17 protein-coding genes are annotated in these 23,409 nt (G+C 70.8%); 13 read left to right on the top strand and 4 right to left on the bottom strand.

Translation table 11 applies throughout. The features are described from left to right. The first annotated feature begins 11 nt into the window (after nt 1-11). Nucleotides 12-953 carry a LysR family transcriptional regulator gene (locus AB0259_RS02120; RefSeq protein WP_251579579.1) on the top strand — a complete coding sequence of 314 codons (942 nt, stop codon included), beginning with the start codon at nt 12-14 and terminating at the stop codon, nt 951-953. On the opposite strand, the gene AB0259_RS02125 is transcribed toward AB0259_RS02120, so the two are convergent. Further along, nucleotides 938-2,572 (bottom strand): amidohydrolase, encoded by a 1,635-nt coding sequence (locus AB0259_RS02125; RefSeq protein ID WP_366220951.1) that lies wholly within the window; start codon nt 2,570-2,572, stop codon nt 938-940. The two genes, AB0259_RS02120 and AB0259_RS02125, sit on opposite strands and share 16 nt — an antisense overlap. A gap of 188 nt (nt 2,573-2,760) precedes the next feature. Here AB0259_RS02125 and AB0259_RS02130 point away from each other — a divergent pair, with 188 nt between their 5' ends. From AB0259_RS02130 to AB0259_RS02160, 7 genes are all read left to right on the top strand, one after another. Further along, nucleotides 2,761-3,768, top strand: a complete 1,008-nt coding sequence (locus AB0259_RS02130) for an ABC transporter substrate-binding protein (RefSeq protein ID WP_366220950.1) — start codon at nt 2,761-2,763, stop codon at nt 3,766-3,768. A gap of 29 nt (nt 3,769-3,797) precedes the next feature. Further along, nucleotides 3,798-4,640, top strand: a complete 843-nt coding sequence (locus tag AB0259_RS02135) for an ABC transporter permease (RefSeq protein WP_366220949.1) — start codon at nt 3,798-3,800, stop codon at nt 4,638-4,640. Further along, nucleotides 4,640-5,407: an ABC transporter ATP-binding protein gene (locus AB0259_RS02140; protein ID WP_251579588.1), complete on the top strand. Its 768-nt coding sequence runs from the start codon at nt 4,640-4,642 to the stop codon at nt 5,405-5,407. The genes AB0259_RS02135 and AB0259_RS02140 overlap by 1 nt, the downstream gene beginning before the upstream one ends. Then, a complete protein-coding gene (locus AB0259_RS02145) occupies nt 5,400-6,905 on the top strand; it encodes an FAD-dependent oxidoreductase (RefSeq protein ID WP_366220948.1) in 1,506 nt (501 codons plus the stop codon). The genes AB0259_RS02140 and AB0259_RS02145 overlap by 8 nt, the downstream gene beginning before the upstream one ends. A gap of 42 nt (nt 6,906-6,947) precedes the next feature. Continuing rightward, on the top strand, nt 6,948-9,329 hold the full coding sequence (locus AB0259_RS02150) for an acyltransferase family protein (RefSeq protein WP_366220946.1): 2,382 nt from the start codon (nt 6,948-6,950) through the stop codon (nt 9,327-9,329). A 194-nt stretch (nt 9,330-9,523) separates the two neighbouring features. Beyond that, nucleotides 9,524-10,288, top strand: a complete 765-nt coding sequence (gene erm / locus AB0259_RS02155) for a 23S ribosomal RNA methyltransferase Erm (protein WP_366220945.1) — start codon at nt 9,524-9,526, stop codon at nt 10,286-10,288. Between the two features lie 109 nt (nt 10,289-10,397). Further along, nucleotides 10,398-10,697: a Dabb family protein gene (locus AB0259_RS02160; RefSeq protein WP_366220944.1), complete on the top strand. Its 300-nt coding sequence runs from the start codon at nt 10,398-10,400 to the stop codon at nt 10,695-10,697. A 6-nt stretch (nt 10,698-10,703) separates the two neighbouring features. Here the strand turns inward: AB0259_RS02160 and AB0259_RS02165 are convergent, their stop codons facing one another. After that, nucleotides 10,704-11,810: an alkene reductase gene (locus AB0259_RS02165; protein WP_366220943.1), complete on the bottom strand. Its 1,107-nt coding sequence runs from the start codon at nt 11,808-11,810 to the stop codon at nt 10,704-10,706. A 122-nt stretch (nt 11,811-11,932) separates the two neighbouring features. Here AB0259_RS02165 and AB0259_RS02170 point away from each other — a divergent pair, with 122 nt between their 5' ends. The 5 genes from AB0259_RS02170 (at nt 11,933) to AB0259_RS02190 (ending at nt 19,575) form a co-directional block, all read left to right on the top strand. Then, the gene (locus tag AB0259_RS02170) at nt 11,933-14,701 is read left to right on the top strand and encodes a BTAD domain-containing putative transcriptional regulator (protein WP_366220942.1); all 2,769 of its coding nucleotides are present in this window, start codon (nt 11,933-11,935) and stop codon (nt 14,699-14,701) included. A gap of 3 nt (nt 14,702-14,704) precedes the next feature. Then, nucleotides 14,705-17,413 (top strand): BTAD domain-containing putative transcriptional regulator, encoded by a 2,709-nt coding sequence (locus AB0259_RS02175; protein ID WP_366220940.1) that lies wholly within the window; start codon nt 14,705-14,707, stop codon nt 17,411-17,413. 119 nt (nt 17,414-17,532) lie between these two features. Beyond that, a complete protein-coding gene (locus AB0259_RS02180) occupies nt 17,533-18,174 on the top strand; it encodes a hypothetical protein (RefSeq protein ID WP_366220939.1) in 642 nt (213 codons plus the stop codon). A gap of 19 nt (nt 18,175-18,193) precedes the next feature. Next, entirely contained in the window at nt 18,194-18,880 is a 687-nt protein-coding gene (locus AB0259_RS02185) for a hemerythrin domain-containing protein (RefSeq protein ID WP_366220937.1), read from the top strand. Then, a complete protein-coding gene (locus AB0259_RS02190; protein ID WP_366220935.1) occupies nt 18,877-19,575 on the top strand; it encodes a Type 1 glutamine amidotransferase-like domain-containing protein in 699 nt (232 codons plus the stop codon). The genes AB0259_RS02185 and AB0259_RS02190 overlap by 4 nt, the downstream gene beginning before the upstream one ends. Nucleotides 19,576-19,582: 7 nt before the next feature. Here the strand turns inward: AB0259_RS02190 and AB0259_RS02195 are convergent, their stop codons facing one another. Next, nucleotides 19,583-21,616 (bottom strand): ABC transporter ATP-binding protein, encoded by a 2,034-nt coding sequence (locus AB0259_RS02195; protein ID WP_366220933.1) that lies wholly within the window; start codon nt 21,614-21,616, stop codon nt 19,583-19,585. Next, nucleotides 21,613-23,340, bottom strand: a complete 1,728-nt coding sequence (locus tag AB0259_RS02200) for an ABC transporter ATP-binding protein (RefSeq protein ID WP_366220931.1) — start codon at nt 23,338-23,340, stop codon at nt 21,613-21,615. The genes AB0259_RS02195 and AB0259_RS02200 overlap by 4 nt, the downstream gene beginning before the upstream one ends. Between the last annotated feature and the right edge of the window lie 69 nt (nt 23,341-23,409).

Raw genomic sequence — 23,409 nt, forward strand, 5'->3', positions numbered from 1 at the left:
AATGTGAGCCCATGCGACCCACCTCCCGCCCGGACATCTCGCTCGCCCAGTTGCGCTATTTCGTCGCGGCGGCCGAGCACGGCAGCATGACCTGGGCCGCGGAAGAGCTCTTCGTCGCTCAGTCGGCCATCTCGACGTCGATCGCCAACCTCGAGAAGGCTCTCGGAACCCAACTGCTCATCCGCCGCCGCGCGAAGGGCTTGCAGCTCACCGCGCAGGGGATCGACCTCCTGCAGCGCAGTCGCGGGATCCTCGCGGCGGTCGACGACGCCGTGCACGCTCTGCGTCCCGAGAACACCTCGGGTCGCGTGAGCGTCGGGTGCTTCCGCACCCTCGCGCCGTTCTACCTGCCCGACATCGTGAGTGCTCTCGAAGACAGCCATCCCGAGCTGCAGCTCGACGTCACCGAGCTGCTCGCCGACGGCGTCAACGACGCGCTGCACGACCAGTCGATCGAGGTCGCGCTGAGCTACGACCTCGGCCTCGACGGGGACATCGACCGGGAGGTCCTCGCCTCCGTCCCGCTCTACGCCGCCGTCGGCGCGGAGCACCCGCTCGCTTCGCGCGACCGAGTCCGGCTCGCCGACCTGGTCGACGAGCCGATGGTCCTGCTCGATCTCCCGGTCAGTCGCGACTACTTCTTGCAGGCATTCACCGACAACGGCCTGCGGCCCTCGGTCCGTTACCGGTTCGCCAACTTCGAGGGGGTGCGTGCGATGGTCGCCAGCGGACACGGGTTCACCCTGCTGAATCAGCAGCCGAAGCTCGGCTACACGTACTCCGGCGGCGAGCTCCATCGGCTGGCGATCGTCGAACCGACCACGCCGCTGGACATCGTCCTGGCGCGGCGGGCGTCATCGACCCGGCTCACGCGCAAGGCCGAACTTTTCGCGGCGGAGGCCCGGAGCGCCGTCGCGCGCGTGCTGGGCGCGGAGACTCAATCCGCCTCGTAGACGACCTGCCCGCCGACGACCGTCCGGAGCACGCGCGCGGCGCCCAGTCCTGTCACGTCCCTCACATCTCGATCGATCCAGACGAGGTCTGCGAGCATCCCCTCGCGGAGCGCTCCCGTCGTCTGTTCGAGTCGGTTGATCCATGCCGCCTGCGACAGGTAGGCGTCGAGCGCGGTCGACAGGGGCAACGCCTGCTCGGCGAGCAGCGGGACGGCGAGCACGTCGGTGCCGATCGCGTGCGGGTCCTCCGGGACGCCCGTCCGGGTCACCGCCGTGCGCACCGACCACAGCGGGTTCGGGTCCGTCACCGGCCAGTCGCTCCCGCCGACGATGCGGCCGCCGGCTGCCGCGATGGAGGCGAAGGGGAAGTGCCTGCGAGCGCGCTCGGGACCGAGCAGGGGGAGCTTCCGCGTCACGATCTCCTCGTCGGTCCGCGCCCACAGCGCCGTCACGTTCGCCGACACGTCCAAGGCCGCGAACCTCGGGACGTCGGCGTCGTCCACGACGTCGAGGTGAGCGATGTGATGGCGGTTCGGTGTGGCGCCCCGGTGCGCGTGGATCGCCTCGACGGCGTCGAGACAGCTCCGGACGGCGCCGTCGCCCACCGCGTGATAGTGGATCTGGAAGCCCGCGGCATCGAGAGCCACGCTCAGGGCGTCGAGGTCCCCCTGCGCGATGAAGGTCACGCCTCGATCGTCGCCAAAGCCGTCGAAGGGCTCGAGCATGGCGGCCGTCCGGTTCTCGACCATCCCGTCCACCATCACCTTCACCGTGCCACCGTCGATGCGGCCCACCGCCGCCAGTCGGTCGCGGATCGCGAGGAGGTCGTCGATCTGGCCGAGGCCGCGCGCCCTGTCCCACCAGAGGGCGGCGACCACCCGCGCCGTCAACCGCCCGTCTGCAGCCGTGCGCTCGTAGGCGGGCAGGGCGTCCGGTCCGATGTCGGATGCGCCGACCGCGGCGTCCTGCCAGGCGGTGACACCCATCGAATGCAGTCGACCCTGTGCCGCGAGGAGCGCGGCGACCAGGGTGTCCGCATCGGGTTCCGGCAGCAGGTCGACGATGAGTCCGACGGCGGCTTCGACGAGCATTCCGGTCGGATGTCCGGTCTCGTCACGGAAGATGCGCCCGCCCGCGGGATCCACGGTCGCGGCGTCGATGCCCGCGGCGCGAAGCGCCGCGCTGTTGACCCAGACGCCGTGCGCGTCGTGGCTGTAGAGGACGACGGGTCGGTCCGCAACGACCTCATCGAGATCGGATGCCGAGGGGAAGCCGCCCGGGAAGACGTCGCCGAACCACCCTCCGCCGCGCAGCACCGCGGCATCCGGATGTGCGTCGTCGAACTCGGCCACGATCCGGAGGTATCCCTCCCGTGAATGCGCCGGCGTGAGATCGACGCCGATGAGTTGCAGCCCCGCGAGAACGGGATGCACGTGCGCGTCCTGAAAGCCGGGAAGCAGCGTGCCGCCCCGAAGATCGACGACCTGATCGGCGGCGGGCGCAGGTGCGGCGGCGGGGAGGACGGCGGCGATCCGGTCGTCGTCGACGAGGAGGTGGCCGGGCTCACTCCGACCATCGCCGAGGTAGAGCAGGCCGTTGGTGTAGAGCGTCGTGGACATGCTGTCCTCTCGATCGGGGGAGGCCCTCACTGTCCGGGGTCCGCGTTTCGCATTTGTAACGCCGATATTGCCGGCTAGTTGCATCACATTTTTTGATGTACCGTCACGATCTCCGCTATTTGCAGACCTCCCGCCGCGGTGCCGATCCTGGACGAACCCGCCCGACACCTGTTCCTGGAAGGACACGCATGTTCCGCTCCACCCGCTTCCCCCATACGGCCGCCGCGGTCGGGATCGCCGCCGCATCCGCCTTCGCATTCACCGCCTGCGCCTCCACCGGCGCGACCGCCGGCTCGGCCGGCGGCACCGACACCGTCGGCATGGGCATCCAGCCCTGGCTCGGTTACGGTCCCTGGTACATCGCCGACGAGAAGGGCTACTTCGCTGACGAGTCCGTCGACGTGACCATCACCAACTTCATGAACGACGCCGACATGAGCGCCGCCTTCGCGTCGGACCGGATCCAGGTCGCCAACGTGGCGAGCCACACCGCCCTGCAGCTCAAAGAGCAGGGGCTCGACATCTCGATCGTCCTGCTGCTGGACGCGTCGCTCACCGCCGACGCCATCCTGACCGACGGCAGCATCACCGATGTCGCCGACCTCAAGGGCAAGAACGTCGCCTTCGAGGAGGGCTCGGTCAGCAACCTCCTGCTCGGGTACGCGCTGGAGGAGGCGGGGCTCAGCCTCGACGACATCACGCCGGTCCCGATGGACCCTTCCGAAGCCGCGACCGCCCTCATCGGTGGCAGCGTCCCCGTCGCCGTCACGTATGAGCCCTACATCTCGGAGGCCAGCCAGGCCGGCGATTTCGAGAAGATCTTCACCGCCGCCGAGAAGACCGGACTGATCAGCGACGTGCTGATCGTCGACAACGGCTACCTGGAGGAGAACCCCGAGGCCGTCCAGAAGGTCGTGAACGCCTGGGGCCCGGCCGTCGACTTCTACAACTCCGACACCGATGAGGCTCGCTCCATCATCGCGGAGAACGTCGGCAGCGATGTCGACGCGCTCGCCACCGCGTTCGACGGTGTCGAGTTCTACTCGCTCGCCGACAACAAGGAGCGCTTCGGCGGCGACTACGCGGAGTCGGTCCTGCCCGCCGTCGAAGAGGTCGCCACGCAGATCGGCCTGCTCGAGGGCGGTGCGGACCTCGCCGCGCTCATCGACACGGAGTTCGTCGAGAACGCCCCGTGACCCTCACCTCGACCCCGGAGGTCACTCCTATGACCATCACCCCTCCGACGGCTCCCGTCGCGCGCCGGTCGCGCGCGGCGGGCGCCGCCCGGCCCGTGGTCGGCGCGCCGCTGACGCGTCGGCAGTACCTCATCACCGCGGTCATCGGCTTCGTGGCCCTGGTCGCCGTGTGGACCGCGATCACGGTGTCGGAACTGGTCAACCCGCTGTTCCTGCCCTCGCCGATCGCCGTCGTGCAGAAGCTCGGAGAGCAGGCGGCGAACGGCGAGCTCTGGTCCGACATCGGCGTGAGCACGTACCGGGTGATGGTGGGCTTCCTCGCCAGCACCGTCCTCGCGATCCCGCTCGGCCTTCTGTGCGGCGCGCTGGTGCGCGTCGAGGCAGCGGTCGAACCCATCGTCGACTTCATTCGCTACATGCCGGTGGTCGCCTTCGTGCCGCTCACGATCCTGTGGGTCGGGACCGATGACGCGCAGAAGTTCCTCATCATCTTCCTCGGCACGTTCTTCCAGCAGGTGCTGCTGTTCGCGGACGCCGTCCGCCGGGTCCCGGTGTCCTACCGCAACCTGGGGGCGACGCTCGGCCTCAGCCGCGGCCAGATCCTGCTGCGCATCGTGCTGCCGTCCGCTCTGCCGCGCATCTGGGATGCCCTGCGCATCAGCCTCGGGTGGGCGTGGACCTGGCTGGTGGTGGCCGAACTCGTCGCCGCCACGTCCGGAATGGGCTACCGCATCACGCAGGCGCAGCGCTTCCTCGAGACCGACCTCATCATCGGCTACGTCATCGTGCTCGGCCTGCTCGGCCTCGTGTTCGACCAGATCATGCGCGCGCTCGGCCGCCGCTTCTTCCGCTACCTGAAGGGACGCTCCTGATGTCCGCGACCGCCGTCCTCACACCCAAGGTCCGCATCGACGCCGTCGACAAGCGTTTCGGTGACGTCCACGCCCTCAGTGAGGTCTCGCTGACCCTCGGCGATCAGGAGTTCGTCTCAGTCGTGGGTGCCTCCGGCTGCGGCAAGAGCACGCTCCTGTCGATCATCGCCGGGCTCGAGTCGCCGACAGCCGGCGAGGCATCCATCCAGGGCACCCCCATCCAGGGGCCCGGGCGCGACCGCGGCGTCGTCTTCCAGTCCGCGACGCTCCTGCCCTGGCTGAGCGCCATCGACAACGTCGTCTTCGCCCTGCGCGGCGAGCCCGGCATGACGCGCCGTCAGCGCGTGGACCGTGCACGGGACGTTCTCGCTCAGGTCGGACTGTCGGGCTTCGAGGACTCCTATCCCGCACAGCTCTCGGGCGGCATGCAGCAGCGCGTCGCGCTGGCGCGCTCCCTCGCGTACGGTCCCGAGGTCCTCCTCATGGACGAGCCGTTCGGTGCCCTCGACGCGCTCACTCGTCGCACCATGCAGGAGCTGCTGACGACCGTCTGGGAACGCAACCGGATGACGGTCATGCTCATCACGCACGACATCGAGGAAGCCGTCTTCCTCTCCGACCGCGTCGTCGCGATGACCCCTCGGCCGGGCAAGGTCCGAGCCGAGTTCACGATCGACCTGCCGCGTCCGCGCGACCCCGAGATCATCGGCAGCCCCGAGTTCCACCGGTACTACAGCGACATCCTCGGCCTCATCCACCATGGCTGATGCCTTCGACTACGTCGTGGTCGGAGGCGGGACGGCGGGGTGCATCGTCGCCGCCCGGCTGAGCGAAGACCCCGACGTGTCGGTGTGCCTGATCGAAGCGGGTCCGAGCGACGAGCACGAGGAGCGCGCGGGTTCCATCCGCCGCTGGGCGGAGATGCTGGAGGGGGAGTACGACCGGGACTACCGCAGCGTTCCGCAGGAACGCGGCAACTCCGGCATCCGTCAGGCCAGACTCCGCATCCTCGGGGGATGCTCCACGGCGAACACGATGATCACCTGGCGACCCCTGCGCGGCGACCTCGACGAGTGGGCGGCGCTCGGCAACGAGGGGTGGGACTACGACACGGTCTCGCGCGCGTTCGACCGCGTCGTCGGACCGATCGGTCCGGTTGCCGTCCAGGATCGCAACCCGTACATCGCGGACGCGGTCGAGGCAGCGGCATCCGCTCTCGGGCTCACGCGGCGGGAATCGTGGAACGACACCGAGTTCACCGAGGGTGCCGGGTTCTTCGAGATCGGGTACGACCCGGCGACCAACCTGCGCTCATCCACCTCCCGCGCCTACCTGCACGGTGTCGAGCGCCCGAACCTCACGCTCATGCTCGACACCACGGTCGACGCCGTCGTTCTCGACGACGGGCGCGCCGTCGGCGTCCGGGTGGAGGACGGGGTCGTCTCGGCCAGGCGAGAGGTCATCGTCAGCTGCGGCGCGATCGATTCGCCCGCGCTCCTCATGCGCTCGGGGATCGGGCCCTCGCAGGTGCTCGCCGAGGCGGGCGTCGCCGTCGCGGTCGATCTCCCCGGTGTCGGTGAGAACCTGCAGGACCATGCGGAGGGTCTGATCGTGTGGGAGGCGACGGGGGAGCGCAGCGACGTGTGCGCAACGGGGTGGGACGCCGGCTACGTCTTCCGCGTCGATGCCGACAGCATTGTTCCGGATGTCTCGACACACATCCCGCTCGAATCGTGGACGGTCCACGCCGAGAATCACGGTGCGGTGATTCCGGAGAACAACGTGTCGTTCGCGCCGAACGTCGCGAAGCCGCGCAGTCGCGGCCGGGTGTGGATCACGTCCGCCGACGCCGACGCCGCTCCTCAGATCGACTACCGCGCGTTCACCGACCCTGAGGGGCGGGACGAACGGATGCTGGTCGCCGGCGTCCGTCGGGCACGCCAGGTCGCGCTGCAGGAACCGTTCGCCTCGCACGTGGTCCGCGAGGTGTTCCCCGGCCCGGGCGTCCAGACCGACGAGGATCTGTCAGCCGTCCTTCGCGCCACGCACCAGACGGTGTACCACGTCTCGTGCACCTGCCGGATGGGGGCCGACGACGACGCATTCGCCGTCGTGGACAGTGAGCTCAAGGTGCGGGGCGTGCAGGGTCTGCGCGTCGTGGATGCATCCGTGTTCCCGACCGTCACCGCCCTGAATCCGGTGGGGACGGTGATGGCCGTCGCGGAGCGCGCCGTCGACCTCATCCGCGCCGATGCGGGGTCCTGACGTCTTGGGACCGATCCCATAGACTCATCGTCGGCTCCCTCCATGGACACCGACACCCCGAACCCCGCTGCACCGCGCCGCGACGTCCAGGGCCTGCGCGCCCTCGCCGTCATCGCGGTCATCGGCGCACACGCCGCCGGGTGGCCGGCGGGCGGCGTCCTCGGCGTCGACGTGTTCTTCGTGATCTCCGGCTTCCTCATCACCGGGATGCTGCTGCGCGAGGCGGGGGAGACGGGCCGGATCTCGCTGCGCGGGTTCTACGCCCGTCGCGCTCGCCGGCTTCTGCCCGCGGCGCTCGTGGTGCTCATCGCCGTCGCGACCGCCGCGTGGCTCCTGTTCAACCGCACGCGTGGCGAGCAGACGCTGTGGGATGCCGCCTGGGCCGCCCTCCTCTCATCCAACTGGCGTTTCGCTGCGCTGGGCACGGACTACTTCGCCGACACCGGCGCGGTCTCACCGCTGCAGCACTTCTGGTCGCTCTCCGTCGAGGAGCAGTTCTACCTCGTGTGGCCCGTCCTGCTGATCGGACTGCTCGCCCTCGTGGGGCGAGGTCGACTCCGCGCCGTGGCGGCCACGCTTGCCGTCACCGTCGTCGCCGGATCCTTCGGGTGGGCTCTGATCCAGTCCGACACGCAGGCGACCGTCGCCTACTTCTCCACGCTGACGCGCGCGTGGGAGCTGGGAGTCGGTGCGGTCGTCGCCGCGTGCGCGCCGCTCCTGCGCAGGCTCCCGCGCGCCCTCGGCGGCGCGTTCCAGTGGGTCGGTCTCGGTGCCGTCGTCGCCTCCCTGCTGCTCATCGACCCCGCGGGAGGCGGGTTCCCGGCGCCGTGGGCGGCCGCACCCGTCGCCGCGACCGCGCTGGTGCTCGCCGGCGGCGTCGCGGGCGACCCCCGGCATCGCCACCTCCTGCCGCTGTCCAACCCGATCGCCGTCTTCCTCGGCGACGCCTCGTACTCGCTGTACCTCTGGCACTTCCCGGTCGTAGTCTTCGCCGAGGCGCTGCTCCCGACTTCCGAGATCCGCCTCTGGATCGTCCTCAGCGCCTCCCTCGTCCTCGGGCTCGCGTCCTACCTCATCGTCGAGCAGCCCCTCCGGTACGCGCCGTTCCTCGGTGGGATGCCGCGGGGCGCCGCGGTCCCCGGGCCGGCGCGCGCGCCGATCGAACCGCCGCGAGCGGCGACACCGGCGCGCGCCGCGACACCGGCGCCCGCCGCCACGCACCGGCCGGCTGGATGGACACCCGGGACGCGGTACTACCCCGGGCAGACCCGACCGAGCGCGCCGGCGCCGGAGCCCTCCAGGGCGATCGCGGCGCCCGCGCCGTCGACGCCCACGGCTGCTGTTGTGCCCGCGCCTTCAGTGTCGACGCCCCTGGCGGCGGCAGCAGCCCCGGCCGGATCCGCGGGGCTCGCAGCCTGGCGCGAGCGCTTCGGCGGCCAGGTCTTCCTCGCCACCGCCGGGCTCGTCATCGTCGCCCTCGCCGGCGCCCTGTGGGTCACCGCGTCGGGTCACGGCCCGCGGATCACCCTGCCTGAGACGGCGCCCGCGCCGTCCGCTCCCACCGTCGTCGGCGACCCCGGTGCCGACCTGCAGGCCGAGCTCGCCGCCGCCGTCACCGCCGACGCCTGGCCGGCGCTCGACCCGTCGCTCGATCGGGTCATGAGCGCCTCGTCCGGCGCGAACCCCGCGCATGCGTGCTTCGATCCCGGCGCGACGCCCGACCCGGCCTCGTGTTCGTGGGGGAGCGGTGCCGCGCCCCTGCACATCTGGGTCGTCGGCGACTCGACGGCCATGGCGTACGCGCCCGCCTTCCGAACGATGGCGGACGACAGCGCCGGCGGCATCCGCGTCACCGCGATGGGGATGTACGGATGCCGCTTCACCGACGTCCTGGTCGAGAACGACGACCCGCAGGTCATGGCGAGCTGTCAGGAGCGCAAGGCCGCCGTGCGGTCGATGATCCTGGCCGACCGCCCCGACCTGGTCGTCATGTCGAACGCGTTCACCCTCGGCCACACGGTCGCCGGTCAAGACCTGTCGGCTGACGCGCTGATCGCCGCGCAGAGACGCGAGGCCGCGACCTACGAGATGGGTGATCGGATGCTGTTCCTCGCCCCGCCGCCGCCGGGTGTCAGTCTCACCGCCTGCTACACGCCGTCCTCCTCGCCCCGTGCGTGCGACAGCGCCGTCGACGGCACCTGGCGCACGATGGAGGCGATCTCGGAATCGTCGGCGAAGACGGACGGCGGCCACGCGCTGTCGTCCCTGCCGTTCACCTGTGCCGACGAGGTCTGCCCGCCCTTCGCGGGGACGATTCCCACGAAGTACGACCAGACGCACCTGACGGTCGAGTACGCACAGCACATCGCCCCGGCGCTGCGGCAGGCGCTCGATGCGATGGGGCTGCTCGAGGCGCCGCGATAGACTCGGGCGCATGGGAACGATATTCGCAGCGCCGACGACGGCGTTCGTCTTCTCGGTCCGCGACCGCCGCGCCTGACGGCGCGTCGCTGGTCCCGCGTGATCGCGCCGTCTTCCGGGATGTCCTCGCACCCCGGCAGCGCGTCGTTCCCCGTACCCGCTCACCGGGGTGCTCCGATCCTTCCTTTGGAGCGCTCATGCGTACCCGTTCCGTCCACGGCGGCCGCCACGAACTCGGCCAGAACTTCCTCATCCACCAACCCACGATCGACCGGATCGCTGCGCTCGTCGCGGCGACCAACGGCGCGATACTCGAGATCGGCGCGGGTGGCGGCGCACTGACCACCGCGCTCGCCGGACTCGGCCGCGACCTCTGCGCGATCGACATCGACGAGCGCCGCATCGCCGCGCTCCGCCGGGCGCACCCGGGGGTGCGTGTCGCGCACGCCGACGCCCTGCGGCATCCGCTCGATGCGGCGGTGATCGCGGGCAATGTCCCGTTCCACCTCACGACGCCGATCCTGCGGCGACTTCTCCAGCGCCCCGTCTGGCGCGACGCCGTCCTGCTCACCCAGTGGGAGGTCGCGCGCAAACGCGCCGGCGTCGGCGGCGGCACCCTGCTCACCGCACAGGCGGCGCCGTGGTTCGAGTTCGCGCTGCACGGCCGGGTTCCCGCGCGCGCGTTCCGGCCGATGCCGAGCGTCGACGGCGGCATCCTCTCCGTCACCCGGCGTGGTTCACCGCTCGTCCCGCTCGCGGAGCGCCGCGCCTATGAACGGTTCGTCGGCGACGTCTTCACCGCGCGCGGACGGGGGATGGCCGCGATCCTCTCGACGGCGGGGCGGATGCCGCGGCCCGCAGCGCGGCGCGTGCTCGACCGAGTCGGGATCGAGCACGACTCCCTTCCGCGCGATCTCAGCGCTCACCAGTGGTCGGGTCTGTGGCACGCGAAGGACTTCTGACAGGCTCCGTTGCATCCGCACGACGAGGTCATCTCCGTCCTCGCGACCGTCGACGGGGTCCGCCGACAGATTGCCGAGGAACGATCGCGCAGGGTTAGCCTTGGTCACCATGACCATTCAGCACACCGTCGTGTTCGCCCTCCACCACGCGGAGGACTCCTCGGAAGAGAAGACGTTCCTGACGGACGCCCAGCGGTCGCTCACGGCGATCCCCGGGGTGCAGCAGTTCCGTGTCAACCGTCAGATCAGCGACGAGAGCGACCTGCGCTGGCAGTTCACCATGCTCTTCGACGACCAGGACGCGTACGACGCGTACACCGCGCATCCCGACCACGTCGCCTTCGTCGAGAGCCGCTGGCAGCACGAGGTGCGTGCCTTCCAGGAGTACGACTTCGTCGCGGGCGACTGATCCGGCTCAGCGCTCCGCGCGCACCTCGGCCAGCGACGGGTAGTCGGTGTAGCCGACGGCCCCGCCCGTGTAGAAGTACTCCGGCCGCGGCTCGTTGAGCTCGGCCCGCTGCTCCCACCGAAGGGCCAGGTCGGGGTTCGCGATCGCGGGACGGCCCACCGCCACGGCGTCGGCCCAGCCTTCGAGCACGAGCTCTTCGGCCTCCTCGCGCGCCGTGATCGTGCCGAAGCCGGAGTTCACGATCGACGGTGCGGCCGCCTCGTGCCGGATCCGCTGGACGATCGTGCTCTTCGGGTCGGCGTGCAGGAGGTCGACGAACGCGAGACCGAGCGGGGCGAGACCCTGGGCGAGCGCGGTGTAGGTCGCGAGGGCGTCCGCGTCGTCCGATTCGAGCACACCCGGGATCTGGTGCTGCGGTGAGAGACGGATGCCGGTGCGCCCCGCCCCGACCGCGTCGGCGACCGCGCGGGTCACCTCGACGGCGAAGCGTGCGCGGTTCTCCGGGGACCCGCCGTAGACGTCGTCGCGGACATTCGACTCGGCGGAGAGGAACTGGTGCACGAGGTAGCTGTTCGCCCCGTGGACCTCGACGCCGTCGAAGCCCGCGGCGATCGCGTTGCGCGCCGCCTGCACGAACTGCTCGACGACGCCGGAGACCTCCGCCGTGCTCAGCGCGTGGGGGACGGGCAGGGCGACCTTGCCGTCACGAGTGCGCCCCTCACCGGGAGAGGCGATCGCGCTCGGGCCGACGACGCGGTCGACCCCCGAGATCGCAGGGTGCGAGACGCGGCCGCCGTGCATGAGCTGCATGACGATCGTGCCGCCCTCGGCGTGCACCGCGTCGGCGACGCGGCGCCAGCCCTCGATCTGCTCGGGCGTCTCGATGCCGGGCTGCCCGAGGTACGACATCCCCTCGCGCACCGGCCAGGTGCCCTCCGAGACGATGAGACCCATGCCGGCGCGCTGCCGGTAGTACTCGACCATGTCGTTCGTCGGCACGCCGTCGTCGCCCGCACGTGTGCGGGTCAGCGGCGCCATGACGACGCGGTTGGAGAGGTCCAGATCACCGAAGACGGCGGATTCGTACAGGCTCATGCTGAGGGGGAACGACACCGGCCGACCGTCGTATTCCACGAGATTGCACCGACATTGCACGCAGTCGACGGGCCACGGATGTCGCTCGCCCGGGTCTTATCGTCGCGAGAGGACGCGATTCATGCGACGAGAGGGAGCCGATGGACCTGGAGATCGACCTGCTGGGGCCGCTGCACGTCCGCGCCGACGGGCGGGACGTCCCGCTGGGAGGCGACCATCCCCAGGCGATCCTCGCCCGATTGGCGACGACACCGGGCGAGCCCGTTCCGACACACGAGCTCATCGCCTCGGTCTGGACCGACCCACCCGCTGCCGTGGTCTCCACACTGCGTGCCCACATCTCGCGCATGCGCCTAGGCGGCCTTCGTGATGTGATCGTCGGCGAGCGCGGCGGATACCTCCTCGACGCCTCCGTCGACGACGTCGATCTCCTCCGCTGGCGGCACGCGGTGACCCAGCCGTCCACAGATGACGCCGCTCGACTGCGGACCCTCATCGCCGCCACCGCGGCGCTGGCACGGACGCCCCTGCCCGGGTTGAAGCACCATCCTCACGTGAAACGCCTGCAGCGCGAGGTCGCTGACGAGCGCGCGTTCCTCGAGGAGGAGCTCGGTGACCTCGCCCTCCGACTCGGCGACGTAGGACTCGCGACGGCCGTCCTCTCGGAGACGACGACCCGGCATCCGCTGCGTGAGCGCCCCGTCCGGACGCTCGCGATGGCGCTGGCACGCGCCGGGCGTATGTCGGACGCCGTCGCCGTCATCGACGCGCTCCGCGACCGCCTGCAGGAGCACGGCGGTATCCGGCTGTCCAGCCGGCTCGAGGAACTGCGCGCGGCCGTCATCCGTTTTGATCCCGCGGTCGTCTCGCCCTTGGCCGCCCCGGCTCCCGCCGTCCGACGAGTGGGGATCGCCATCCCGCTGACACGCTTCGTCGGACGGTCCGTGGACCTTGCGCGGCTCGCGCGCCTCGGGCACACCGACCGGCTCGTCACACTGGTGGGGCCGGCGGGCGTCGGCAAGACCCGCCTCGCGGTCGAAGCGGCCCGCCGTTCGGGGGTGGACCGCGAGCAGTACATGGTGGACCTCGCCGACATCGCCGAGCCCGACGGCGTCATCGGAGCGATCGCGACCGTCGTGCGCGCGCCGGAGACATCGGTCGACGCCATCGTCCGTCGCCTCCACGGCGCGGGCGCCCTCCTCCTGCTGGACAACGCCGACCTCGTCATCGGCGCCCTGTCGGTCGTGATCGACGCCATCCTGGCCGATCCGGACGGTGCGAGGGTCGTGGTGACCAGTCGGGAGGCGCTGCGCGCCCCCGGTGAGCGCACCGTCGTCATCCGTCCACTCGCGGGTGACCATGCCGACGAGGCGTGGCAACTGTTCGAGCAACGGGCCGTCGACGCCCGCGGTGGACGTCCCTTCACCGAGGACGAGCAGCTGCCCGCCCGCGCCCTGTGCGACTCGCTCGACGGGCTGCCGCTCGCGATCGAACTCGCCACCGCCCGCCTCGACGTCCTGGGCATCGAGGAGGTGCGGGCGGGCCTCGGAGCGGTCCCGGGGCCTCCCGGCCGGCACTCGAGCCTGCAGTCCGCGATCGGATGGACCGTCGCACTGCTCGACTCCGCCGACAGCGCCGGCCTGCACGCGGTCGCGCGGTTCGCCGGGCCTTTCACCGTCGAGGCGGTCGCGGGGATCATGCGGATGCGGCTGGCCGAGGCCGACGCCCTCGTCGACCGGCTCGTCTCCCGGTCTCTCGTCGCCGCAGACCGCACCGCAACGGGGCGGCGCCGATTCCGTGTTCTCGAGGCCATGAAGGAGGTCCTGACGCCGGAGGACGACCCCGAGCTCGCCGCGGCATGGCACGAGGCGCATCGGCGCTGGTTCTCCGACCTCGCGTACAGCACGGCCCCCACGCTGCGCGCATTCGAGGGACGCGACACCGCTGCGATCCTCGACGGCTTTCAGGCCGACCTCGACCTCGCTCACGCACACAACCTCGTGGTCGGCGACCGCCTCGGCGCCGTCCGACTCGCCGGCGGGCTCGCCCACCACCGATACCTCCGCGGGCGGCTGGCCGAGGGACGTCGGTGGATCGACGAGGCGCTGGCTCTGTCCGGCGAGTCCGACGCCGGCGCCGACGCGCTGGCGAACATCGAGCTCGCCAACCTCGCCTATCAGCTGGGCGACGCGCCCGCCGCGTTCACGGCGATCGCCGACGCGCTGCGCCTCGCGATCGCGGCGGACGACGCATCCGTCCAGATGGTCGCCCTCAGTCGTGCCGGGTACGGCCGCTCCCTGTTCGGTGACGTCGAGACCGGTGCAGGCCTGCTCGCGCAGGCCGCCACGCTCCACGAGCGGGCCGCGCCGTGGGCGGTCAGCGAGTACCGCATGTCGCACGGGCAGGTCCTGCGCGCGCAGGGACGCCTCGACGAGGCCCTGCGCGAGCTCACCGAGGCGCACCGCGTCGCCGCATCCATCGGATACACCTGGATGGTCACGTCCGCCTCGTACGTCATGGTGAAGACGCTCATCGACGCCCGGCGCCCCCGCGATGCGGTCGCGGTGGGGCGGACGGCGGTGCTGACCGCACGGGCAGACGAGGATGCCGCCGGTGCGCTCGCCGTGCTCCACGCGCTCGCCGCCGCCGCAGCGGCCGTCGAGCGGCACGAGGAGGGCGCCATGCTCCTCGGGGCCGTCGACGAACTCGGACTTCGCTACGATTACTCGACCATGACCGCCGAGGGTGAGGACGCCGCCCGGCTGCGTGCCGTCGTCTCGGCGGGCCTGCGAGCCGACGAGTTCACGCGCGCCGTGACCGCGGGGCGCCGGATGGACTGGGACGCCGTCGTCGCGATCATCGACCGGCTGCCGGGAGTGGGGCCGGCTGTGTCGATGTCGGGAGGCTGACGCATGCGCATCGGTCTCTTCGGCGGCTTCACCGTCTCGCAGGGGCCCGATCAGGTGCGTGGGGCGATTCCGCAGGCGATCGTCGCCCGGCTCGCCGTCACTCCGGGGACGCCGGTCACCACGGACGAGCTCCTCGCCGATCTCTGGTCCGCACCCACGGCATCCGTCGTCTCCAGTCTGCGGGCCCACATCTCGCGGCTGCGCGCGAGGGGGTGGGGCGACATCCTCTCGAACGGTCGTCACGGCTACCGCCTGGATGTGGCGCCCGACGACGTGGACGTCGTGCGGTACCGGCAGCTCGTCGACATCGATCGGGATCATCCCGCACGGGTCGAACGCCTCACGGAGGCGGAGGCCCTCTGGACCGGTCCGCCGCTGGCATCCCTGCGCGGTTTCCCCTTCGCCGCGCGGATCGTCCCCGACCTCGACGGGCGCCGCCGATCCGCGGTCCTCGAGCTCGCCCGGCGACGACTGACAGCCGGCGACGCCGCGATCGCGTCCGCCGTCCTCGCCGGCTACCTGTCCGAACATCCGCCCGACGAAGAGGTCGTGCGGCTTCACGCACAGGCCCTCTCGGCCTCGGGTCGCACGTCGGAAGCGCTCGACATCATCGACGCCCACCGCGACGCGGGCGACATGTCGGACCTCCGGGCGGCGATCGTGCGGCAGGAGCCGGCGCTGACCGGTGCCGGTGACCCGGACCGGCGCCGGGTAGACCGCACCGGCATCCCGATCCCGCTCACCCGGTTCGTCGGCCGCCAGGGCGAGCTCGACGCGGTCGCTCGTGGACGGGCGCAGTCCCGGCTCGTCACCCTCGTCGGTCCCGCCGGCGTCGGGAAGACACGCCTCGCCATCGAGGCCGCCCGGCGCGTGGGTCCCGAGGTCGACGACGTCCAGCGCCTCGTCGATCTGGCGGCCGTGCCGGGTCCGGATCAGGTCCGCGGCGCCGTTGCGGACGCACTCGGGGCCGCGGAGCACTCCGTCGAAGCCATGGCGCGGCTCCTCGGTGGACGCCGGGCTCTCCTGCTCCTCGACAATGCGGAGCACGTCCTCGGCGCGACCGCCGCCCTGTCGTCGGCCCTGCTCGAGCGCTGCGAGGGGCTCCACATCGTCATCACCAGTAGAGAGGCGATGCGGATGCCGGGGGAGCGCGTCATCGCCGTCGAACCGTTCGTCGGCGGCGCCGCGACGGACGCGGTGACCCTGTTCCAGCAGCGCGCGGCCGACGTGAACGGCGCCGTTTCGTGGACCGAGCCGGACCTCGCCCGGGTGAGCGAGCTGTGCGAACGCCTTGACGGTCTCCCGCTCGCGATCGAGCTCGCGGCCGCCCGTCTCGACATCCTGTCGCTCGACGACGTGATCGCCTCCCTCGAGGCGCCTACGCGTTCGGCGGGTGGACGGCACGACTCGATCGACGACGCCATCGCCTGGTCGATGCGTCTCACGACCGCGTCCGAACGCACCGTGCTCGGGCAGCTCGTGGAGTTCGCCGGTTCGTTCACGCTCGACGCGGTCGCCCGCATCTGCGCGGGGGACGACATCGACGCGCGGGAGGCGACTGCGGCCCTCGCGCGTCGCTCGCTCGTGGCCCCGCTCGCCGTCGAGTGGGGCGAGCGGCGGTTCCGGGTCCTGGACGCGGTGCGGCGTCACGTGCGTCGCAGTGCGGCGGAGGCAGACCTCGACGGGTGGCGCGACCGCCGTGCCGACTACCTCATCGGCCTCGCTGCCCAGCTGTCGGCGCGGCTGCGCACGCCGGACGTACTCCGCGCGAAGGCGACCTTCGCGGCCTGGCGCGCCGACCTCGACGATGCGCTGGCCCGGATGATCCAGAGCGGTGACCGGGCATCCGCGGTCGCCCTGCTCTCCTCGCTCGCGTGGTACTGGTACGAGCGGGGCCTCGGCGCCGACGCCGTCGCCACGATCGACCGGGTGCTCTCGCTGCCCGGCGAAACGGACCCCGACAGGGAATCGGCGATCCTCCACGCGGCGGCTTTCCTGCGTGCCGTCGGTCCCGACCCGCTCGAGACGGTCCGCATGACGCACCGCTTCGCCGGCGTCGCCGATCGCACCGCGGCGCCCCAATGGCCGGCGCTCGCGGACGTCATGCTCGCCTACCTCGCCGCCGGCGCCGGGGACGACGATGACGCCGAGGAGCACCTCGCGACCTCGCGCCGCCACGCCGACCGCATCCCCGACGACGCCGCGTGGGCCCGCTTGGACGTGCAGATGATCCGCGGGGACGCCCTTCGGCTGCTCGGCCGCCCGTCGCAGGCGCTGGACGTTCTGGCGGACGCCTACCGCACCGGCACGTCTATCGGCCATACCTGGGTGGTGAAAGGGGCGTGTTTCGTCACCGGCAAGGTGCTGACCGAGGTCGGTCGACCCGCCGACGCTGTCGCGATCCTCCGCACCGGCGCCCTGCGGTCCCTGGAATCCGGTGACGTCACGAGTGCGTTCGCCGCCATCGGGGCGACCGCGGCTGCCTTCGTCCGCCTCGACCGCGCCGAAGCGGCGGCGACCGTCCTCGGCGCGGTCGACACCGTCGGGGCTCGGCACGGCTACAACCCGGCGGGCTCCGACGGGGAGTACACGACGCAGGCGAGGACGGCCGCACGGGCCGCGCTCACCGACGTGGAATGGGACGCCGCCTACGCCGCCGGCGCGGGCATGAGCGTCCGCGCCGTCATGGAGTTCCTCGTCGCGGCATCCTGACCCGTGCACCGCCGACATTGCACAGCGATTGCACCGGCGGATCCGCCCCGAACGGGGCATCGCCGGATTCCTACCTTGGGTGATGCGCCGAGACGCGGCGCCCCACACAAAGGAACACCATGATCGTCGAATCGCTCCCCGTCCCCGCTCCGGCAGCCGCCGAGATCGCCCCCGCCCGCGACTGGCGCCCCAGCCGTCGTGCCCGCGGGATCACCCTCGCCGTCGGGGGCGCGGCCTACGCCCTCAGCCACATCCTCAACCTGTTCGGATCGACCCCCGGCCTGAACTCGCCGACGGAGATCGCCGCCAAGGTGCTCTTCGCCGCGGGCGCGCTGCTCATCATGGCCGGCCTCAGTTCGCTCCTGGCGCAGTTCCGGCGGTCGCCGCTGGGGGTGCTCGGCGTTCAGCTGACCTGGGTCGGGATGCTCTTCATCCCCCTGTCGGCCTACTCCATCCTCTTCATTTACCCCGCCTTCGGCTGGGAGGGTCTCGCCGCCATCGAAGAGAACGCCGCGCTGCTGAGCCTGCTCACGATCCCCACCGTCCTGGCGGGGCCGGTCCTCCTGTCGATCGCCGCGTGGCGGCACCGGGTGATGGCGTGGTGGAACGCGTCGCTGCTGCTCCTGTCGGTCATCGGTCTCATGGGCATGATGGCCGTCCCCGAACTCGAGCCGGTCTTCGCCATCTCGTCGACCATCGTCGCCGGGGTCGCGTATATGTTCGCCGGGGTCCGAGTCGCGCGTCGCGGCGCGTCGGTCTGAGTCGGGAAGGACGCACATCATGGCCACCGCTCTTCCCGCCACCGGCGCGACACCCTCGGCCGTCCGCTGCGACACGTCGGACATGCTGCTCGTGCACCGTCTGCTCCGCTCGCTGTACGTCGGCGCAGGATGCCTCGTCCGCACGGTCGGCGACGACCAGCCGCAGCGTCGCCGCAACGTGTCGGCGCACATCGCGATGATCGCCGGCATGCTGCACCACCATCACCACACCGAGGACACGCTCCTCTGGGACGACCTCGCCGAGCGCGCGCCGGCCTGCGGCCTGCACGTCGACGCCATGCGCCGCCAGCACGCCGCCATGGCCGTACTGCTCACCGATCTGAACGCCGGAATCGACGCGTGGGATGCCCGGGGTGGCGCCGACGACGGCACCGTGTCGGGGCTGCTGGAACGCATCCGCCTCACCCTCGATGCTCACCTGGGGCAGGAGGAGGAGCTGATCCTCCCGTTCGCCGAGCGTGTCTTCAGCCAGACTGAGTGGAACAGGCTCGGAGAGATGGGGTCTGCTCACACACCGAAGGACCTCATGTTCATACAGCTCGGTTACCTGATCGCCTCGCTTCCGGAGGATCGAGCCGCCCACTGGGTCGCGTCCAACCTGCCGCTGCCCGCTCGGGTGCTGTGGGCCTGCATCGGTCGGCGCCAATACGCGCGCTACCGTCGGGGACTGGCGGTGGCGGCATGACGCGCATCCATCTCATCGGCGGCGGACGTGAGGAGAGCGATCTCGTCCCGCTCGTCGCCCCGGCCCTCGACGCCGGCGCCGTCGGTCTCCTGCTCGTCCTCGAGCCGGACGACGCCGTCTCGGTGCTTCGCTTCTCGCGCGTCCTTGAACTCGCCGGCGCGTCGGACGTCCGGGTCGCGACGGTCGTCGAGGGGGAGCGGTTCGCTCCGGATGCGCTCGACGGCCTCGGCACCCTGATGGTCGGCGGCGGGTTGACCCCCGCCTACGCACACGCCTTCGCCGATATCGCACCGCTCGTGCGCGAGCGCGTGGCGGGCGGGATGCCGTACATCGGCTTCTCCGCAGGGTCGGCGATCGCGGCATCCTCCGCTCTGGTCGGCGGGTGGCGGCTCGACGGCGTGCCCGTGGCGAGCGAGGACGCCGCCGAGGAGGAGGACGAGCTCCTCGTCGTCCCCGGACTGGGTCTCGTGCCCTTCGCCGTCGACGTCCACGCCGCGCAGTGGGGCACCGTCACCCGGCTGACCGCCGCCGTGGCCGCCGGGCTCGTCCCGTCCGGTTACGGCATCGACGAGCACACCGCGCTCGTCGTCACCGACCCTGGCAGCACGCCGACAGTCGCCGGACTCGGCGCCGCCTGGCACGTCGCACCCGGCGGGCGGTCGGCCCTCGTCACTCGGCTGACCGCCCGCGGGTGAGACGGGCTCACTCGGTCGGCGCGTTCTCCTCGACCGGCGCGTCGACGAGATCGTCGTGCGCCTGCTCGAACTGCGATCGGTACAGGCGGTAGTACGCGCCCTGCGCTGCGATGAGCTCCTCGTGCGTGCCCTTCTCGACGATGTCGCCGTGCTCCATCACGAGGATCAGGTCGGCGTCGCGGATCGTCGAGAGCCGGTGTGCGATGACGAACGAGGTGCGTCCCTCGCGGAGCGCGGCCATCGCGTGCTGCAGCAGCAGTTCGGTGCGGGTGTCCACCGATGAGGTCGCCTCATCGAGGATCAGCACGGCCGGCTGGGCGACGAACGCGCGGGCGATCGTGATCAGCTGCTTCTCGCCCGCCGAGACGTTCGAGGCGTCCTCGTCGAGCATGGTGTCGTAGCCGTCGGGAAGCGACCGGACGAACCTGTCGACGCGCGTCGCCACTGCGGCATCCACGATCTCGTCGTCCGTCGCCGACTCGCGGCCGTAGCGGATGTTCTCGCGGATCGATCCGGCGAACAGCCACGGATCCTGCAGCACCATGCCGGTGCGGGAGCGGACGTCGTCGCGGGAGAGCTGGGCGATGTCCTGCCCGTCGAGGAGGATCCGGCCGCCGTCGAGCTCGTAGAACCGCATGAGCAGGTTCACGAGCGTCGTCTTGCCTGCACCCGTCGGCCCCACGATCGCGACCGTCTGACCCGGCTCCACCCGGAAGGAGAGGTCCGTGATGAGGGGGTGCTCCGGGGTGTAGGAGAACTTCACGTGCTCGAACTCGATGACGCCGCGGCCGTCGCCCCGGGCGGGGGCGTCGGCGGCATCCGGATCCTGCTCGTCGGCGTCGAGCAGCTCGAACACCCGCTCAGCCGAGGCGGTGCCCGACTGCACGACCGCCGCCATGCCGCCGAGCTCCGACAGCGGCTGAGTGAACTGCTGCGAGTACTGGATGAACGCCTGCACGTCGCCGAGCCGCAGCTGGCCGCTCGCGACCTGCAGACCGCCGAGGACCGCGATGCCGACGTACGTGAGGCTGCCGATGAACGTCATGCCGGGCATGATCATGCCCGACAGGAACTGCGCCTTGAACGCGGCCTGGAACAGCTCCTCGTTCTCCTCCTGGAACTTGGCCTGCGCGTCGGCCTCGCGACCGAACACCCGCACGAGCGAGTGGCCGGAGAACGACTCCTCGACGCGGGCGTTGAGGCGACCGACCTTGCGCCACTGCACCCCGAACGCCTTCTGCGACTTCGGTCCGATGATGCCGAAGATGACCGCCATGAGGGGGAGCGCGACGAGCGCGACGATGGCGAGCTGCCACGAGATCGAGAACATCATCACGAGCACACCCACGACCGTGAGGATCGCGGTCAACGCGCCCGAGAGCGACTGCTGCATCGTCTGGGTGATGTTGTCGATGTCGTTCGTGACGCGGGAGATCAGTTCACCGCGCTGCACCCGGTCGAAGTGCGACAGCGGCAGCCGGTTGAGCTTCGCCTCGACCTGCTCGCGCAGCCGCCACATCGTGCGGACCATGATCACGTTGATGACGTAGCCCTGCATCCAGGTCAGGACCGCCGAGACGACGTAGATCACGAGAACCCACGTGATGACGACCTTCAGTGCGTCGAAGTCGACGCCGGCGCCCGGGGCGTAGTTCTGCATCGCCCCCACGATGTTGGCGAAGTCGTCCTGGCCCTGAGAGCGCAGCGCGGCGACGGCCTCCTCCTGCGAGAGGCCCGCCAGCGCGGGGTTCTGCCCGAGGAAGTTCGACAGGAAGCCTTCGAAGACGATGTTGGTCGCCTCGCCCAGCACCTTCGGGGCGATCACGGCGAGCACGACGCCGATCGCGCCGGCGACCGTGACGAGTCCGAACCACCACTTGAACGGGGAGAGCAGGCCGATCATGCGGAAGAAGCTCGGACCGAACTGCGACGCCTTGCCCGGGGCGACGGAGTCCCAGCTGCCGCTGTTGAGGCGTGCCTGTTCGGCGAGCTCCGCCTCGGCGCGCTCCTCCTCGGTCATCTCCTTCTCGGGCGCGCTCATGCGTCCACCCCCAGCTGCGATTCGACGATCTCGCGGTACGTCGCGTTCGAGGCGAGCAGTTCGTCATGCGTGCCGACGCCGACCATCCGACCGCCGTCGAGCACAACGATGCGGTCGGCATCCGTGATGGTCGACACGCGCTGCGCGACGACGATCTTGGTCACCTGCGGCAATTCGCGCCACAGCGCCTGCCTGAGCTTCGCGTCCGTCGACAGGTCGAGAGCCGAGAACGAGTCGTCGAAGACGAGGATGTCGGGCTGATGCACGATCGCGCGCGCGATCGACAGACGCTGACGCTGCCCGCCGGAGACATTCGTGCCGCCCTGCGCGATGCGCGCGCCGAGACGGTCATCCATCTCCTCGACGAAGTCGCGCCCCTGTGCGATCTCGAGGGCGTGCCAGAGCTCGTCATCGGTCGCGTCCTCGCGCCCGAACCGCAGGTTCGAGGCGACGGTCCCCGTGAACAGGAAGGCCTTCTGCGGCACGAGACCGATGCCCTTCCACAGCTCGTCGAGGTCGGCATCGCGCACATCGACACCGGCCACCCGCACCGACCCGCTCGTGACGTCGAACAACCGCGGGAGGAGAGACACGAGCGTGGTCTTGCCGGCGCCGGTGGAACCGACGATCGCGACCGTCTCACCGCGTGCGGCGGAGAAGCTCACGCCCGCGAGGACCGGCTCATCGGCTCCGGGGTACGTGAAGGTGACGTCGTCGAACTCGACGGTGCCGGGCGTCGGGAACTGCGAGACCGGCTGCGCCGGCTTGACGAGGCCGCCCTCGACGGCGAGGACCTCGCCGATGCGGTCGGCCGACACCGCGGCGCGGGGGATCATGATCGTGATGAACGTCGCCATGAGCACGCCCATCAGGATCTGACCGATGTACTGCATGAAGGCGAACAGGGTGCCGATCTGCACGGACCCCTCGTTCACCTCGATGCCGCCGAACCAGATGACCCCCACGACGGTGACGTTCAGGATCAGCATGGCGAGCGGGAACATGAGGACGAACAGCGAGCCGACCTTGCGGCCGACGATCATGATGTCGGTGTTCGCGCCGCGGAAGCGCTCCTCCTCGATGCGCTCGCGCACGAAGGCCCGGACCACGCGCACACCGGTCAGCTGCTCGCGCATGATGCGGTTCACCGCGTCGAGCTTCTTCTGGTAGCTGCGGAACAGCGGCACCATACGGCTGATGATGAGGATGCCGACGACAAGCAGCGTCGGCACCGAGACGCCGATCAGCCAGCTGAGGCCGACGTCCTGCTGCAGCGCCATGATGATGCCGCCGATCGCCAGCAGCGGTGCGGTCACGAGCATCGTCGCGCCCATCATCGCGAGCATCTGCACCTGCTGCACGTCGTTGGTGTTGCGGGTGATGAGCGAGCCGGCCCCGAACTGCGTCACCTCGCGCTCCGAGAAGCCGCTCACCCGCTGGAAGACGTCGCGACGGAGGTCGCGCCCGACGGCCATCGCGGCCCGGGCGGCGAAGAAGGTGGCGATGATCGAGGCGACGATCTGCCCCAGAGCGATGGTCAGCATCAGGACACCGTGCGACCAGATGTAGCCGATGTCGCCGCGGGTGACGCCGTTGTCGATGATGTCGGCGTTCAGGCGGGGAAGGTACAGCGCGGCCATCGCGGACGCGAACTGGAAGACCAGCACGCCCACCACCAGCCAGCGATAAGTGCGCAGGTAGCGCACCAGAAGGGTTCCGAGCATACGAATCAGAGTGCCACCGGCCGCCGACATCCGCGTCCCCCTACGGGCGGATGTCCGCTGTCGGCGTAG

Source organism: Microbacterium sp. NPDC080005 (genome assembly GCF_040702445.1).
GTDB lineage: Bacteria > Actinomycetota > Actinomycetes > Actinomycetales > Microbacteriaceae > Microbacterium > Microbacterium oleivorans_D.